Raw genomic sequence first — 15456 nt, 5'->3', positions numbered from 1 at the left:
GTGTTTTCGTCGTTTCGTATCGTCAGGCCGGCGCGGCCTCCAGCTTCGGTGGCCCCGCCCGCGCAAGCGCGCCATGCAGGGTCTCACCCGGCATCGCCGTGGCCAGGATCTCGCGCACCCCGATCAGGGCGTCGAGGTCGATGCCCGTCTCGACCCCCTTTGTGGCGGCAAGAAAGGCCAGGTCCTCCATCACCACGTTGCCGGTGGCCCCCGGCGCGAAGGGGCAACCGCCAAGCCCGCCCAAAGCGCCATCGAGCACACGGGCGCCCGCGTCCATCGCGGCGGCGGCATTGGCAAGGCCAAGCCCGCGCGTGTCGTGAAGGTGAATGCAGATCGGCACATCGCCCGCCAGCGCGCGCGCGTCGCGGGTCAGGGCGGCCACCGCGTCGGGCCCGCCATAGCCCACTGTGTCCGCAAGGCCGATCAGGTCCACCCCGGCCTCCAGAAGCGCCTCGCAGATCTTCAGAACCTCCGCCTGCGGCACCGCCCCCGATATCGAACAGCCAAACGCCATCGAGATCCCGACGCCGATCAGCGGGCCCCTCTCGGGCCGCTCCTCCACCGCCATCCGCACCAGATCCAGGGCCTCCGCGCGGCTCCGGTTCTGGTTCGCCCGCGAATGGGCCTCGGTCGCCGAAATCACCAGCCCGACCTCGCCCACCGGCGCGTCCAGCGCATCGCGCACCCCCCGCTCATTCAGCGCCAACGCAATCCCGTGAACGCCCTCCACCGCAGCAACGCGCGCCAGATCCGGCACATCGGCGAATTGCGGAAAGCGCGTTGCGGGCAGGAACGATCCGATCTCGAAATGCCGCACCCCGGCGGCATGCTCCCGCCGGATCCAATCTTCCTTCGCCGCCGTATCGGGCCAGGTCTTCACCATCTGCAACCCGTCGCGCAGCCCGACCTCGCGCAGGGTAAGCCGGTCCGCCGGATAGATCTCCGCTGCCCGGCTCATGCCGCCGCCTCCGCCGGCCCGCGCGAGGCCGCGATATCCTCTGCTGAGAGGCCCAATGCCCCAAGCACCGCCTCGGTATCTTCGCCCACGGCCCGCACATCCCCCGCAGGCGCACCCGATAGGTGATCGACCTCGAAGGGCAGGGTGGGCGCGCGAAACGCCTGCCCGTCGGGCATGTGTGAGGTCATCAGCCCGCCGGGGCGCAGCACGTGGGGGTCCTCGAACATGTCGCCGGGCCGCGCGATCGGCGAGAACGGGATGCCATGGGGCTCGAACATCGCGATCAGCTCCTCGGCGGTGAACCTCGCGATTGCCTCGGCAAAGATCGGCACCGTCCAGCTGCGCGCCGCGATCTGCGCCTCGCGTCCCTGAAGGCGCGGGTCGTCGCGGAGGTGCTCAAGGCCCAGAAGCCCGGTGATCGTGTGCCACTGCCCATCCGTCACCGCGCCGATGAACAACTGCCGGTCGGAAGCCGTGTCGAATACGTCATAGACCGGCCAGGCGAAATCCCGCGCCGGCATCGGCGGCGGGTTCACGCCGTCCAGATCGAACTGCACCATGTGCTGCGCGACAAGCAGCAGGCAGTTCTCGAAAAGCCCCACGCGGATCGTCCGCCCTTCGCCGCTCTCCTGGCGTTCTAGCAGGGCGGCAAGCACCGCAAACGCTCCGAAAAGCCCGCCCATGATGTCGTTCGCCGACGAACCCACGCGCAAGGGCCGGCCCGGCGGCCCGGTCATATAGGCCAGCCCGGTCATCATCTGCACCACTTCGTCCAGCGCGGTGCGGTTCTGGTAGGGGCCTTCGAGAAACCCCTTGCAGCCGCTCAGGATCAGCCGGGGATACCGCGCCCGCAGCGCCTCGGGATCAAGCCCCATGCCGTGAAGCGCACTGTCCCTGAAATTCTCCACCAGTACATCGGCACTGCCGAGCAGGCGGTGCAGCGCGTTCTGCCCGGCCTCGGATTTCAGGTCGAGGCAGACGGATTTCTTGCCCCGGTTGAACAGGGGGTGCATCGGCCGCCCCATGCCCTGAAGGTAACGCGTCTTGTCGCCCCCCGGCGGTTCCACCTTGATCACCTCCGCGCCCAGAAGCGACAGAAACATGCCGCAGGCGGGGCCCATGATCATGTGGCTCATCTCGACCACACGAATGTCTTTCAGGGGCGTGAAGGCAGGTTCGGTCACGGCAATCCTCTGGCAGGCGACAAAAGTGATAACTTGTCTTCTGATGCCAAGAAATGACAATGTTTAGAGGATTAGGTTCTAAAATATCGAAAACACGAAGCGCCCACCTTTGAACACCCGTCACCTGACCTGCTTCCTCGCGATCTATGACGAACGCACCATCTCGGCAGCGGCGGAAAAGCTGCGCCTCTCGGTCTCGGCCCTCAGCCACCACCTCAGCAACCTCGAACAGGATCTCGGCGTTCAGCTCTTCACCCGCCAGCGCCGGGGGATGGAGCCGACGGCGGACGGCGAACGCTTCCGCGCCCATGCCCACGCGATCCTCGCCGCCATGAAGGCCGCTGAAAAGGACATGCGCGCCAATCGCGACCGGGTGACAGGTTCTGTCTCGATCTCGATGGCAACCTCCGTGATCCGCGTCGTCGGCTTCGATCTGGTCGACCGGATCAGCCGCGACCATCCCGATCTCAACCTCACCGTGAACGAAAGCCTCTCAAGCACGGTCCTGGGCGATATCGCGTCGGGCCGCGCCGATCTCGGCGTCGCCTTCAACCCGCAGGCCTCCGATCAGCTTCGCGTCACGCCGGTGCTGACGGAAGACATGGTGCTCGTGGGCCAGCCCGCCCTTGTCGGCGACACCGAAGATCCGATCCCCTTCGACGAGGTGCTGACCAATCGCCTGATCCTCCTCGCCCAGGGCCTTTCCGCACAGGCGCTCACCCGCAACAAGCGGCTTCTGAAACGGCTGGAAGACCGTGCCACCCTGCAGGTCAATTCCGTGCAGACGATGAACACCTGCCTCCTCGCCGGGCTCGGCGTCACCGTGGGCACCTACCAGATCTTCTCAGAAGGTATTGCCAAAGGCGCACTTCAGGCCCGGCCCATCGTGGCCCCCCGGCTCGACCGCGAAATGTGCCTCGTGGAACCACGCAACCGCATTCCAAGCTACGCGGTGGAACACACCCGCAACCTCTTGATGGATCTGATCCGGAACAGCGTGCGCGACGGCCGCTGGCGTGCGGATCTGACCGCAGTCGGCTAGTCCCCGGGGCTCTCTTCGTCCTCTGCCGCCTCTTCGTCTTCGGGAAGAAGCGGCAACAGCGCCTTCCGCGCCTCCTGCAGTTTCTGAAGCGCGGTGTGTCGCGCGTTGCAGCTCTTGCAGGCCTCCGCCTCGGCCTCCACGTCCGGCTCTCCCGGCGTCTCCGCCCCGGCTGCGGTGCTAAGAACAAGCGCTATGACAAGGGCCACCCGCATCGCTCAGGCCCGCGCCTCGGGCCGGTCTTCGAGATAGGCACGCAGCGGCGCGGTGCTGTCGCCTTGCCGCTCCGCCTCGCGCGCCAGAAACTCCACCGCCGCCATTTCGTGCTGCGTGAGAAAGGCCAGCACGGCCTTGTCTTCCGCAGGCCCCATAGCCTCGAGCCGCCGGAACGCGTCCACGAATTTCGGATAACTCACTTCCATCTCCGCCAGAAGCGCGGGCCAGTCCTTTCGCTCCATCAGCGCCTCCCGGATCCCGGATTTCTCGAGATCGAGCGCCGGGCGCGGGCTCAGCCCGTATTTCTCGATCAGGGGCTTCGCGGCCTCGGCGGCATGGCCCTCGACGGCGGCCAGAAGGGTAAGCTTCGTCTTCCGGTCGGCATCGTCCGCACGCCGTGCCAGTTCGGCGAAATACGCCTCTCCCTCCACCTCCTCCTCGTAGTAGAGAAGCAGGGTTTCGAGGTATTCCGGTGTCGGGCTCATATTCACTCCGCCGCCGGTCTCAACCCGCCGGGCGCATCACGCCCAACATCCACCCGGTCGTGGCGCAGCGGCACGTCGATATCCACCTCGCGCTCAAGCTCCTGGGCATAGCGGTGGCCGGCATAGACGGCGGCGGCGATGATCGCCGGGGCGTCGCAATCGCCGATCCGGGTTAGCGTGAAGGGCAGGGCCCCGCTCTCGCCCCGCGCCTTGAGATCGCGATACAGCGTGTCGTTCGGCCGCCGCGCCGTCACCATCACCACGTTCTCCACAGCATGTGTCGTGTCCTCACCGTCATACATACAGGTCAGCACCGCGTTCGCGCCGTCGAACCGCGCGAGGCTCCGGGCCGTTTCCATGCGAACGCCAAGTCGCAGCAAATGGTTCCGCACCCGCCAGCGTTCCGATGTGTTCCCCGCCCAGCGCGATACGCTGTCTTCCGGGGTCACATAGATCACCTCGCGCCCATCGGCGCACAGCCGCTCGGCGATCACGCCCGCCATGTAATAGCCATCGCCATCGAAGACGAGCGTCGGGCCCTCGGGCAGCCTGCCGTCCATGATGTCATCGGGGGTGAAAAGCTTCGCCGCCGCGTCGCCGCTTGCGACCGCTCGGAACACCTCGCCATCGAACAGATCGGTCCGCCAGCGCGCGCCCGTGGCGATCGCCACATGTCCGGGCGCGACGGCGAGCACATCCTCCACGCCCATCCGGCTTTCGCGGAAGATCTCTACATTCGTCATCTCCGCCAACTGCTGGATGCGGTAATCGCGCACCCGGATATATTCGCTTATACCCGGCAGTGCGGCCTCGCGCGTCACGCGCCCGCCCAGCTCGCGCGTGGCCTCGGCCACCATCACCGAATAGCCCCGCGCGCCCAGCGCCCGCGCGGCCTCCAGCCCCGCAGGCCCCGCGCCCACGATCAGCACGGATGTGTCCGAGGTCTTTTCGGGCATCACTTCCGGGTGCCAGCCCCGCCGCCATTCCTCTCCCATCGTCGGGTTCTGGGTGCAGCGGATCGGCACGCTCAGGCTGTCGCCCGCGTAGCAGATGTTGCAGCCGATGCATTCGCGGATCGCGCCCAGCCGGCCCTCCTCGATCTTCTTCGGCAGGAACGGGTCCGCGATCGAGGGCCGCGCCGCGCCGATGAAATCGGTGATCCCGCGTCTGATCTGGCTCACCATCGTGTCGGGCGAGGTGAAGCGGCCCACGGTGACCACCGGCTTGTCCGTCACCGACTTCACCCAGGCCATGTAAGGCTCAAGCGGTGCCTCCTTGATGAAGCGCGACACCCCCATCTCCACCGAATAATCGGCGATGTTGATATCCCAGAGGTCGGGCAAGTCGGCGAGCATCTCGAACATCTCGCGCCGTTCGCCCAGGATCGGCTCGCCATCCGCGCCGATCTTCTCGTCGGCGGAAAACCTCACGGCGACGGCGCAGCGGTCGCCCACCGCCTCCTTCGTCTCCTCGATCAGTTCGCGCACAAGCCGCACGCGGTTCTCCAGACTTCCGCCATATTCGTCGCCCCGTGTGTTCATCCGCGGGTTCAGGAAGTTCGAGATCACGTAGCCATGGGTCGCGTAGACATAGACGATGTCGAACCCTGCCTCCTTCGCCCTCAGCGCGGCGCGGCGGTGCCAGCGGCGGAAAGTGCGGATATCCGCCTTGTCCATCGCCCGGGTCTGATAGGGGTGGCCCACGAGGTTCGGAAAACTGTCGAGATCCATCGAGGTCAGCCGCGTCATCAGGTTGGCCGTCCGCGCCCCCCCGTACCAGAGTTCCGCACCCGCGAGGCTGCCATGCGCGTGCACCGCATCGGTCATCAGGCTGTGGGCCCGCACGTCGCTGTCATCCCAAAGCGCGGCGGACGGATGCGGCAGGTCGTCCGAACTTGGATGGATCGAATTGTACTCGGTGCAGACGACGGCCCAGCCGCCCTCCGCCTTCGTCCCCCGCATCGCGGCCAGCATGCGCGGCCGCTGCCAGCCCATGCCGGTGCAATGCGGCACCTGATAGAACCGGTTCCTTGCGGTCACCGGGCCGATCCTCACCGGCTCGAAGAGAATGTCGTAACGGGGATCCCGGCTCATGCCTGCGCCATACTCACGCGAACTCCGGCATCTCGAAATGCTTCGGATAGGTCATCGCCAGAAAGGCCCCGATATGGGCCTGCGCCTTCTCGCGTGTGTAGGTCTCGGGATAGGTCAGAAGCTCCAGCCAGACACCGTCGTAAAGCGCTTCGAGGATGTTCACCACCTGCCGGGGCGGGGGGGCCCTGTCATAACCGCCTTCCGTCGCGATTTTCTCGCACAGCTCCACCTCGCGGGCGACGCGTTCGTAATCGATATCCTCGATCAGCTTGCGATAGGTCTTCCGCCGGCCGACCTCGCCATAGAAGGCATACCAGACGGCCAGCTTCTTGCGCGAACTGATGCTCGGGTGAAAATGCGTATCCACGATTGCCAGAAGCTTGTCCTTCGCCGACAGCCCGGCATCCCGGTAGGCCTTCAGCCAATGATCGTGATGCTCCCGCGCGAGGTAAAGAAGTGTTTCCTCGAACAGCCGCTGCTTGCTTTCGAAATGGAAATTCACGATCCCGACCGACAGCCCGGCATCCTCGGTCACGGTCGACATGGTCGTGCCGCCGATTCCGAATTTCGAGATCGAATTGATCGTCGCGTCGATCAGTTGCTGGCGCCGCACGCGCTTGGATTCGGTGCGCCGCGACGCCTTCTTGACCGAATCCTTTTCTCTCAGAGCTTTGTTCACTGTCTTCTCCGAGCCCCGTTCCGGCAGGGGCTCATCCTTGCCATGTTATGCGTCGTCGAGGATCACCACCGAGTCGGGCGACCAGCTCAGCCAGACGGGGGCCTCCGAACTGGTCGATCCGCCACCATCCGCCCGCTGGAAATTCTGAGTGGAGACCGCGACAGGCTCCTCCTTGCCGGGAATGCGGATGTAATGGTGGCTGCGCTCGCCCAGATAGGCGGAATTCGTGATCGTGCCCTCGATCGCCATGCCCGCTTCGGGCTTCGTGCCCGACAGGGTGAATTTCTCTGGCCGCAGCGCCACCTGCACCGTGGTGCCGTCGGGCTTGGTCAGTTGGTCGAGTGCGACGGGGATGGTGCCAAGCCCTTCGGTTTCTACCGCGCCGGTGGCCGCCCCGTTCCGCCGCACGGTGCCCCGGAAGAAGTTCATGTTGCCGATGAAACTCGCAACCTCCCGGGTGCGCGGCGTCTCGTAAAGCCCTGCGGGCGTGTCGACCTGAAGCACCTTGCCCCCCTGCATCACCGCGATCCGGTCCGACAGGGTCAGCGCCTCTTCCTGGTCATGGGTCACGAAGACGAAGGTGATCCCCACCTGCCGCTGCAGGGCCCGAAGCTCAAGCTGCATCTGTTCCCGCAACTGCTTGTCGAGCGCGCCCAGGGGTTCGTCCAGCAACAGAACCTTCGGCCGCAGGATCAGCGCGCGGGCCAGCGCGATCCGCTGCCGCTGCCCGCCCGACAGCTCGTTCGCCTTCCGTTGCCCGTAACCCGGCAGCTTGATGAGGTTGAGCATCTCGTCAACCATCTCCATCCGCTTCGCTTTGGGCAGCTTCTGCTTGCGCAGTCCATAGGCGATGTTGTCGGCCACGTTCAGGTGCGGAAAGATCGCGTAAGACTGGAACACCATGTTCACCGGGCGGTGATGCGGCGGCACGTCCGACATCGGCTGCCCGTCGATGAAGATCTCGCCCGACGTCGTGCTTTCGAACCCCGCCAGCATCCGCAGAAGCGTCGTCTTCCCACAGCCTGACGCGCCGAGAAGCGAAAAGAACTCGCCCTGCGCGATCTCCATCGAAACACTGTCGATCGCCTGGAAGCTGCCGAAATACTTATCCACCTCGCGGATCGAGATAAACGCGTTGGATCTTGTCATTACGCCGCCTCCAGCGGGTCTCTGTTCAGCCCGACCCGCCCGATCCGCTGCGCGGTGAAGACCAGCACGAAGGATACGATCAGGATCAGCGACGACAGGGCCAGGATCGACGGGAATTCCTGCGGAAACCTCAGCTGTCCCCAGATGTACATGGGCAATGTCGGGTCTGTTCCGGTCAGGAAGAACGCCATGATGAACTCGTCGAACGAGATGGTGAAGGTCAGAAGAAGGCTCGCGATCACGCCGGGAAGGACCATCGGGAAGGTCACGCGCCAGAACGTCCACCACCCGTTCTCGCCAAGGTCGGCAGAGGCCTCTTCCATCGACGGGTCGAACCCTTCGAACCGGGGCAGAAGCGTCGCCACGGCGAAGGGCATGCAGACGATCAGGTGCCCGAGGCTCACGGTGTAAAGCGACAGGGGCACACCGAGCCGACTCATCAGCACCAGAAGCGCCACGCCGAAGATGATCCCCGGAATGACCAGCGGCATCATGATGAACGTCACCAGCGCCGATTTCCCGGGCATCCGGTAACGCGTGATCGCCCGCGCCGTGATCACCCCCAGGATGGTCGAGATCACCGAAACCACCGCCCCGACCTTCACGCTGTTCCACAGCGCGTTCCAGACGGACGGCCGCTCCCAAAGCTCGTAATACCATTGCAGGGTGAACCCCTGCAGCGGGAACCGCACATAAAGGGAATCGTTTAGGCTGAAGAGCGGGATGAACAGGACCGGCACGTAAAGTACGATCAGGAAGATCACCGCATAGATCTGCAGCGGCCGGTTCGGGCGCCGGATATAGGTGCCGCTCATGCGATCTTCTCCTGCACCTTGCGGGTGACGAACAGGAAGACAAGCGCGATCGCCGCGATCCACAGCATCAGCATGATCGACAGCGTCGCCCCCATCGGCCAGTTGTTCACCGCCCCGAACTGGATCTGAATGAAGTTGCCGATCATCTTCCCGTCCGGCCCGCCAAGAAGGGCGGGAGTGATGTAATCACCCGTTGTCGGGATGAAAATCAGGAAGGTCGCCGCGATCACGCCGGGCATCGACAGGGGCAGGGTGATGCGGAAGAACCGCGCCATCGGCCCGTCGCCCAGGTCCGTCGCGGCTTCGAGAAGCGATTTGTCGATCTTCTCGAGGCTCACGTAAAGCGGCAGAATCGCGAAGGCGGCCCAGGCATGGGCCAGCGTGATGATGACGGCGGTCTGGGAATAGAGCAGGAATTCAAGCGGCGCCTCGATCCACCCGATCGCCATGAAGCCCGAGTTGATGACGCCTTCATACCCGAGGATCACCTTCCACGCGAAGACCCGCAGAAGATAGCTCGTCCAGAACGGCAGCGTCATCAGGATGATCCAGAGGATCTTGTTCCGGTGCACGTGGAAGGCCACGTAATAGGCCATCGGGTAGCACAGAACGACCGTCGCCACCGTCGCTACCCCCGAGATCCAGAACGACCGCTGCAGAAGCGCGCCGAAGATCGGCTCGGTCCAGATCCGTTCGTAATTCGCCGTGGTCATGGTGGTGTCGAAGCCGAACCCGTCCCGGGTCCAGAAACTCATCACCACGAGGATCGCGAGGGGGATGATGATGCCGATGGTCAGGATCACCAGCGTGGGCGACATCAGCGTATAGCCGCGCAGCGTCTCGTTCCGGTAGAACAGCGCCGCAAGCCCGCGTCGCGGCGCGGGGTCGCCGTCGCTTTCGATCTGTCCGGATGACAGGGATGTCTCGGCCATCGGCCCCTCGCGCCAGATAAGGGTCGAACCGGCCCGCTGCCTTTTGGCGCGCGGGCCGGAAGGATCAGATCAGAAGCCGGCTTTGATCTGTTCGAAGAGCTCGTTCATCCGGGTCTCCCACTCCTGCGACATCGGTCGCTGGAAGTGGCCGGCCTGAAGGATCTCGATCGGGTTCTTGCTCAGCCCGAGGCTGGCAAGCGTCGCTTCGTCGAACTGGTCGAAGGATTTCGCGTTCGAGTGGCCATAGCCATAGTCGCTGATCATGAACTTGCCCGACTCCACGCTCAGAAGGGAATCGATCACGTCATAGGCCCGGTCGATATTCGGCGCGTCCTTGTGGATCATCAGGCCGCACACCCAGGTCAGCGCGCCTTCCTTGGGCTTGGCGAACGCCACCGGCACGCCCTCTGCCTGCAGAAGCGTGGCAGAGCTGTTCCAGGTCATCGCCGCAACCATCTCGCCCGAGGCAAGCGCCTGTTCCAGCGTCGTGGTGTCGTCGGTATAGGTCCGGATCAGCGGGCGCTGCTCGCGCATCACGGCGGCGATCTTCTCGAACGCCTCGTCGGTGTCGAGATCGTCGAAATCGACCCCGGCCTTGATCGCGCCGCACCACCAGGCATCCCCGCCCGAGGCCAGCGACCCAAGCCGCCCGGCATAGCGCTGATCCCACAGCATGTCCCAGCTTTCCTCGCCCTCGACCTCGAACAGGTCGGTGCGGTAGGTGACCGAGGTCTGCCCCCAGTCGAACGGCGCCAGCCACACACCGCCATCGGTCTGGTTGCCCGGCAGGTCGACAAGTGCGGGCATCACATCGGCCCAGTTCGACAGGCGCGAGGTGTCGATCGGCTGGAACAGGCCGGACTGGATCCAGCGCGTCAGGCCCGCGTTGCAGGGATGCGAGACATCGACGACGAACCCGCCGCGCATCTTCGTCAGCGCTTCTTCCGAGCCGCCGAAAATCGAGAAGTTGGGCAGAACGCCGTGCTTTTCCTGGTAGGGCACGAAGAGCTCGGGAATGTCGTATCCGCCCCAGGTGAAGTACGTGGCCTCGCCATCGGCCGCCATCGCGCGCTTCGTGGCTGCCGGCATCGTCGCCATACCCACGCCCGCGGCGAGAAGCCCTTTCGTGAACTTGCGCCGGCTGAGTTTCCCCTCGCGCACGGCACCCAGTTGATCGAGAACATCCATGTGAGTTCAGTCTCCCTGTTACAATTGGCCCCACGTTCACGCGCGGCGCCGTTTTTCGGCCTGCCTCCCTTTTCGCCTCCGTCAGCTGGTCGGCTGAGCGCTTGACATCGTGTCGGGCGGCCGCCATTCCACTGAATGATCATTCAATCATTGATCTGGGCCACAGAGTGAGTCAAGCATTTTACCGGCCCGGCGCCCGCTCCGCCGGCAGCCGCTCAATATTCGGGCAGGGCCTTGGCGCAGTTGGAAAAGGAGACGCGTGGTGACCGCCATTTCAGGCATCATCCGCTTCGAGACGGACGGCCCCGACGGGCTGCAACCGATAGAGCTCGACCCGGACGATTTCGAAACCATGCCCGAGGCCCAGAACCTCCATGTCTATTTCGAAGATCCCGATCTCGGCATGAGCGTCGGCGTCTGGGATACGACGCCCATGCAGGAACGCTTCGGGCCCTACCCGGGCGACGAATTCATCCTCGTCCTCGATGGCAGTTTCGACATGATGGATACGGTCGACGGAAGCGGCGTGAACGTGCCCTGCCGCAAGGGTCAAAGCGTGATCTTCCGCAACGGAGTCCCCGTCAGTTGGAAGCAGCACGACTATCTTAGGAAGTTATACATCACCTACACCGATCCCCGGGCCGAGATGCCGGCAGGGCTCACCGCCGAAGGCGGCATTCAGGCGCTCGATCCCGATATGACGCTCACCGATGCCGACCGCACGTGCGAACCTGGCGCCATCCAGCGCGACCGCATCCTCTTCCGCAACGATCACGGCAATTTCGAAGTCGGCCTCTGGGATACTGAGCCGATCGACACCGAGTTGAGCCCCTTCCCCTGGCACGAATTCTGCCAGGTTCTCGACGGCGAGGTAACGATCACCGAAGCGGGCGGCCGCGCGCAGACCTTCACGACGGGCGATGTCTTCTTCGTTCCGGCGGGCACCGTCTGTGCCTGGAAGGTGCCGCGCTACCTGCGCAAGTACTACGCCGCGCTCAACCCTGCGATCCGGCCGGGAGGCTGACCGATTGGGCCCCGCCTCACCCGCCGCACCGTCCTCGCCGGCATGACCGTCTCGGGAGGCGCGCCGGTACTGGCCGCCGATCTGCCGGCCAATCCCGACGTGGTGATCGTCGGGGCAGGGGCCGCGGGCCTCGCGGCCGGGCGCGAACTGCGCCGGCGCGGGGTCTCCTTCGTGATCGTCGAGGCCGCAAACCGCGTGGGCGGCCGCGCCTGGACGGAAAGCGAAAGCTTCGGGGCGCCGGTCGACCACGGCTGCTCCTGGATCTCGGGCTCCGACAAGAACGTTTTCACCGCCTTCGGCCGCGAGGCGGGCTTCACACTGGTCGACCACTCCAATGCCGACGTCGATCTCTTCGATCTGGACGGTGCGCGGGCGGACGATGCCGATTGGGCCGCGTTCGACCGGGCCTGGGACGCGATCGAACGCGAGTTCGACCGGGCCGGGCGCGCAGGCCGGGATGTGCCTGCCTCCACCATCATGCCCGATGTTCCCTGGGGGGCCACCATCAAGTCCTGGATGGGCGCGATGGATTACGGGGTGAGGTTCGATGAACTCTCGACGGCGGGCCACTGGAACACGATCGACAGCCAGCCAAGCTTCATCGTGCGCGAAGGCCTGGGCGCCCTAGTGGCGACGCTGGCCGACGGCCTGCCCATATCCCTCGGCACCCGTGTCACGTCGGTCGACTGGTCGGGCACGGGCGTCCGTGTCGAAACCACGAAAGGCACGATCGCTGCGAAAGCCTGCCTTCTGACCGTCGCAACCGGCGTACTGAACGCGGACGCCATCGCCTTCACTCCCAAGTTGCCCGACTGGAAACGCGAGGCCGCCGCCAACATCCCCATGGGCCTCCTGATGAAAGTGCCGCTTCTCTTCGACGGCGCCCGTCTCGGGCTCGGCGAAAACAACTGGGTCACCTACCGAATTCCCGAGGATCGCGAGGGCGAGGCCTGCTATTTCGTCGCCTGGCCCTGCGGGCACGACTACCTCTTCGGCAATATCGGCGGCCCATTCGCATGGGAGCTTTATGCCGAAGGGCAGGCGGCTGTTGTCGACTATGCGCTCGAGGCCCTCGTGCGCCTCGTGGGCTCGGACGCGCGGAAGCATTTCGTCAGGGGGTTCACGACCGACTGGGCCGACAACCCGCTGACCTATGGCGCCTATGGCTCCGTCAGGCCGGGCGCCTGGGGCGCGCGCGAGGCGCTGGCAACACCGCTAGCCGACCGGCTGTTCTTCGCGGGCGAGGCGACGGGGGGCGACCGCTGCGCCCTTGTCGACGGCGCCCATGAAAGCGGGCGCAAAACGGCAGTGGCGCTGGCACGCGCCATCTCCTAGCGTTCGGTCCAGAAGGTGAAGACGGGATCATGCACAAGCGCGAAGACGGCACGATGCAACTGGCCCAGCGGCTCGGCCCTGGTTTCGATCGCCTCCCAGGCCGCATCGGCCTGCGCCTGATCGCGAAACGCGATCAGCCCCATCAGGGAATATTCCCGCGCGCTGTCGGTGTCGAAACCGCTTCCGGGTTGCCGCGCCATCAGGGGCCCGCCCGATACGGCAAGATCCTGGGCGAGCAGATGCGCGATGAACGCCTCCCACGCGGCATCGAACCGCGCCCGCGTCACCCCGGGCTTCAGGTCGAACTGGTTCAGAAGCTGCGGCACCGGCAAGGCCCCTCGTTCCCGTGGATCACAGGCCAAGCCTATGCGCGCGGCGGCGAATGGCAAGCGGCAGAGGTCCTCCCATGATCGTCAACGAACGTCCGGTGATCGCCAACAGCCTCTGGACGGCAACGGCGAACCAGCCCGCCCCGCGCCCCGCGGTGGAGGGCGAGGTGCGCGCCGATGTCGCCGTGATCGGTGCGGGCTTCACCGGCCTCTCCGCCGCGCTTCATCTGGCCGAGGCGGGTGTTTCGGTGGCCGCGGCCGATGCCCAGCACCCGGGCTGGGGCGCCTCGGGCCGGAACGGCGGCCAGATCAATGTCGGGCTGAAGGATGGGCCCGCAGGCATCAGGGCGAAGTTCGGCGAAGACTGGGGCGGTCGCATGATCCGCATGGCCGGCGAGGCGGGCGATCTGGTGTTCGATCTGATCGCCCGCCACAATATCGCCTGCGAGGCCACGCGCCCCGGCTGGCTGCGTGCCGCGCACACGCCGAAGACGCTGAAAGGCCTCCACGCCCTCGCGGCCGAATGGGACGATCACGGCGGCGGTATGGATGTGCTCTCGCGCGACAGGATGGCGGCACTCACCGGAACCGACGCCTATCAGGGCGGCGTGATCGACCGGCGGGGCGGGGTGCTTCACCCCCTGAACTACGCCCTTGGCCTCGCCGCGGCGGCAGAGGCCCAGGGCGCCCGGCTCTTCGGCGACAGCCCCGCCACGGCGATCGAGGCCCACGGTACCGGCTACCGCGTCACCACGCCGAACGGCGCAATCCTCGCTGAAAAGGTTCTGATCTGCACCAACGCCTATTCCGGCGATCTCGACCGGCCGCTTGCGAAATCCGTGCTGCCCGTCCGGTCCGTCCAGGTCGCCACCGCGCCCCTGTCCGACAATCTCGCCGCCTCGATCCTGCCCGAGGGCAACGCGCTTTCCGACACAAGGCGGCTTCTGCTTTACTTCCGGAAGGATGCGCAGGGCCGCTTCCTCATGGGCGGGCGCGGCACCTACAACGACGCCTCCACCGAACGCCAGATCGCCCGGCTGAAACGTGTCTCGACCGAACTCTTCCCCCAGCTCGAAGGCGTCGAGTGGCCCTATGCCTGGGGCGGTTTCGTCGCGCTCACGTGCGATCACTACCCGCATCTGCATCAGCTTGCGCCGGGGATCATGACGGGGCTCGGCTACAACGGCCGCGGCGTCGCGATCGCCACTGCGATGGGGCGCGTCCTGGCGCGCTGGGCGGGCGGCGCGGCTCCGGACGATCTCGACTTCCCGGTAACCGCGCTGAAACCCCTGCCGTTCGCCTTTGCCCGCGAACTCGCGGTCGAGGCGGAAATCATCCGTCTCAAGTTCCTCGACCGGCTGGGGCTCTAGGCCAGGTCGGGCAAAAGCCGCTCAAGGCATTGCCGCGTGGCCAGCCGCGCCGCCTCGCGGTCGAACGTGTCGGGCGAGACGTGCAGCCGAAGCCAGTAGCCGTCGGTCAGCGTATCCATCCACTCCGCCATCTGTGCCGCCTCTAACGCGTCGGCCTCGGGCATCAGCCCGCGCCACACTGCCGCCACGGCGTCCGACCGGCGGTCGTCGAAGGCTTCGGCGATCACGGCGTAATCCTCGGTGAACCGAAGCTCCCCCCAGAACGCGAACCAGAGCGGCAGAACATCGGGCCCCGAGGCCTCGACGCTGAAATCTGCATCGACCAGCGCCCAGAGCCGCTTTTTCGGATCAGGCCCGGCGGCGTCGAGGGCCCCGGCCCAATGCACCTCGTAGCTTTCGTAAAGGTCCTGCAAGACGGCAGTCAGAAGCCCGCCCTTCGACTTGAAATAGAAGACTGCGACGCCCTGGCTCAGCCCCGCCTCGGTGGCCACGGTCGCCAGCGTCGTCCGCGCCAGCCCGTTCTTCAGGATCGACCGGCGCGCGGCATCCAGAAGCTGCCTGCGGCGGCGATCGGCGTTTTCCTTGCGTTCCTTGCGTGGGCGCTTCTCTGCCACTTCGGTCATCGGGCCTCTCGCCTGAGCATATCGCGCTCGAAAAAGT

General features: G+C 65.6%; 16 protein-coding genes. 4 read left to right on the top strand and 12 right to left on the bottom strand.

Features of this window, described 5'->3' with window-relative positions; all coding sequences use genetic code 11:
• Nucleotides 1–22: 22 nt before the first annotated feature.
• The gene (locus RXV90_RS09665) at nucleotides 23–958 is read right to left on the bottom strand and encodes a beta/alpha barrel domain-containing protein (RefSeq protein ID WP_316648408.1); all 936 of its coding nucleotides are present in this window, start codon (nucleotides 956–958) and stop codon (nucleotides 23–25) included.
• Nucleotides 955–2142: a CaiB/BaiF CoA transferase family protein gene (locus tag RXV90_RS09660; protein ID WP_316648407.1), complete on the bottom strand. Its 1188-nt coding sequence runs from the start codon at nucleotides 2140–2142 to the stop codon at nucleotides 955–957. Before RXV90_RS09660 ends, RXV90_RS09665 begins: the two co-directional genes overlap by 4 nt.
• A gap of 109 nt (nucleotides 2143–2251) precedes the next feature.
• On the opposite strand from RXV90_RS09660, the gene RXV90_RS09655 reads away from it, so the two are divergent.
• Nucleotides 2252–3184, top strand: coding sequence for a LysR family transcriptional regulator (locus tag RXV90_RS09655; RefSeq protein WP_316648406.1), 933 nt, complete (start codon nucleotides 2252–2254; stop codon nucleotides 3182–3184).
• On the opposite strand, the gene RXV90_RS09650 is transcribed toward RXV90_RS09655, so the two are convergent.
• The 8 genes from RXV90_RS09650 to RXV90_RS09615 all read right to left on the bottom strand — a co-directional run bounded on the left by RXV90_RS09650 (nucleotide 3181) and on the right by RXV90_RS09615 (nucleotide 10738).
• Nucleotides 3181–3390 carry a hypothetical protein gene (locus RXV90_RS09650; protein ID WP_316648405.1) on the bottom strand — a complete coding sequence of 70 codons (210 nt, stop codon included), beginning with the start codon at nucleotides 3388–3390 and terminating at the stop codon, nucleotides 3181–3183. The genes RXV90_RS09655 and RXV90_RS09650 overlap by 4 nt on opposite strands.
• Nucleotides 3391–3399: 9 nt before the next feature.
• Nucleotides 3400–3882 (bottom strand): hypothetical protein, encoded by a 483-nt coding sequence (locus RXV90_RS09645; protein WP_316648404.1) that lies wholly within the window; start codon nucleotides 3880–3882, stop codon nucleotides 3400–3402.
• A gap of 2 nt (nucleotides 3883–3884) precedes the next feature.
• Nucleotides 3885–5975 (bottom strand): oxidoreductase, encoded by a 2091-nt coding sequence (locus RXV90_RS09640; protein WP_316648403.1) that lies wholly within the window; start codon nucleotides 5973–5975, stop codon nucleotides 3885–3887.
• A 13-nt stretch (nucleotides 5976–5988) separates the two neighbouring features.
• Nucleotides 5989–6654, bottom strand: coding sequence for a TetR/AcrR family transcriptional regulator (locus tag RXV90_RS09635; protein WP_316648402.1), 666 nt, complete (start codon nucleotides 6652–6654; stop codon nucleotides 5989–5991).
• 45 nt (nucleotides 6655–6699) lie between these two features.
• The gene (locus tag RXV90_RS09630) at nucleotides 6700–7803 is read right to left on the bottom strand and encodes an ABC transporter ATP-binding protein (RefSeq protein WP_316648401.1); all 1104 of its coding nucleotides are present in this window, start codon (nucleotides 7801–7803) and stop codon (nucleotides 6700–6702) included.
• Nucleotides 7803–8618, bottom strand: coding sequence for an ABC transporter permease (locus tag RXV90_RS09625; protein WP_316648400.1), 816 nt, complete (start codon nucleotides 8616–8618; stop codon nucleotides 7803–7805). The genes RXV90_RS09630 and RXV90_RS09625 overlap by 1 nt, the downstream gene beginning before the upstream one ends.
• Nucleotides 8615–9550, bottom strand: a complete 936-nt coding sequence (locus RXV90_RS09620; RefSeq protein WP_316648399.1) for an ABC transporter permease — start codon at nucleotides 9548–9550, stop codon at nucleotides 8615–8617. The genes RXV90_RS09625 and RXV90_RS09620 overlap by 4 nt, the downstream gene beginning before the upstream one ends.
• 69 nt (nucleotides 9551–9619) lie before the next feature.
• On the bottom strand, nucleotides 9620–10738 hold the full coding sequence (locus RXV90_RS09615; RefSeq protein WP_316648398.1) for an ABC transporter substrate-binding protein: 1119 nt from the start codon (nucleotides 10736–10738) through the stop codon (nucleotides 9620–9622).
• Nucleotides 10739–11000: 262 nt separating this feature from the next.
• Between RXV90_RS09615 and RXV90_RS09610 the strand changes: the two genes are divergently transcribed.
• Both RXV90_RS09610 and RXV90_RS09605 read left to right on the top strand, forming a co-directional pair.
• Entirely contained in the window at nucleotides 11001–11762 is a 762-nt protein-coding gene (locus RXV90_RS09610; RefSeq protein ID WP_316648397.1) for a cupin domain-containing protein, read from the top strand.
• Nucleotides 11763–11804: 42 nt separating this feature from the next.
• Entirely contained in the window at nucleotides 11805–13097 is a 1293-nt protein-coding gene (locus tag RXV90_RS09605; RefSeq protein WP_316648396.1) for a flavin monoamine oxidase family protein, read from the top strand.
• On the opposite strand, the gene RXV90_RS09600 is transcribed toward RXV90_RS09605, so the two are convergent.
• Nucleotides 13094–13423, bottom strand: coding sequence for a DUF6614 family protein (locus tag RXV90_RS09600; protein WP_316648395.1), 330 nt, complete (start codon nucleotides 13421–13423; stop codon nucleotides 13094–13096). The two genes, RXV90_RS09605 and RXV90_RS09600, sit on opposite strands and share 4 nt — an antisense overlap.
• Nucleotides 13424–13503: 80 nt before the next feature.
• On the opposite strand from RXV90_RS09600, the gene RXV90_RS09595 reads away from it, so the two are divergent.
• Nucleotides 13504–14796, top strand: a complete 1293-nt coding sequence (locus RXV90_RS09595; RefSeq protein ID WP_316648394.1) for an NAD(P)/FAD-dependent oxidoreductase — start codon at nucleotides 13504–13506, stop codon at nucleotides 14794–14796.
• On the opposite strand, the gene RXV90_RS09590 is transcribed toward RXV90_RS09595, so the two are convergent.
• Nucleotides 14793–15419, bottom strand: coding sequence for a TetR family transcriptional regulator C-terminal domain-containing protein (locus RXV90_RS09590; RefSeq protein WP_316648393.1), 627 nt, complete (start codon nucleotides 15417–15419; stop codon nucleotides 14793–14795). The two genes, RXV90_RS09595 and RXV90_RS09590, sit on opposite strands and share 4 nt — an antisense overlap.
• Nucleotides 15420–15456 lie beyond the last annotated feature (37 nt).

This window comes from Ovoidimarina sediminis (assembly GCF_032586175.1).
GTDB classification, from domain to species: Bacteria; Pseudomonadota; Alphaproteobacteria; order Rhodobacterales; family Rhodobacteraceae; genus Ovoidimarina; species Ovoidimarina sediminis.
This window is presented reverse-complemented; position numbering and strand designations above follow the sequence as displayed.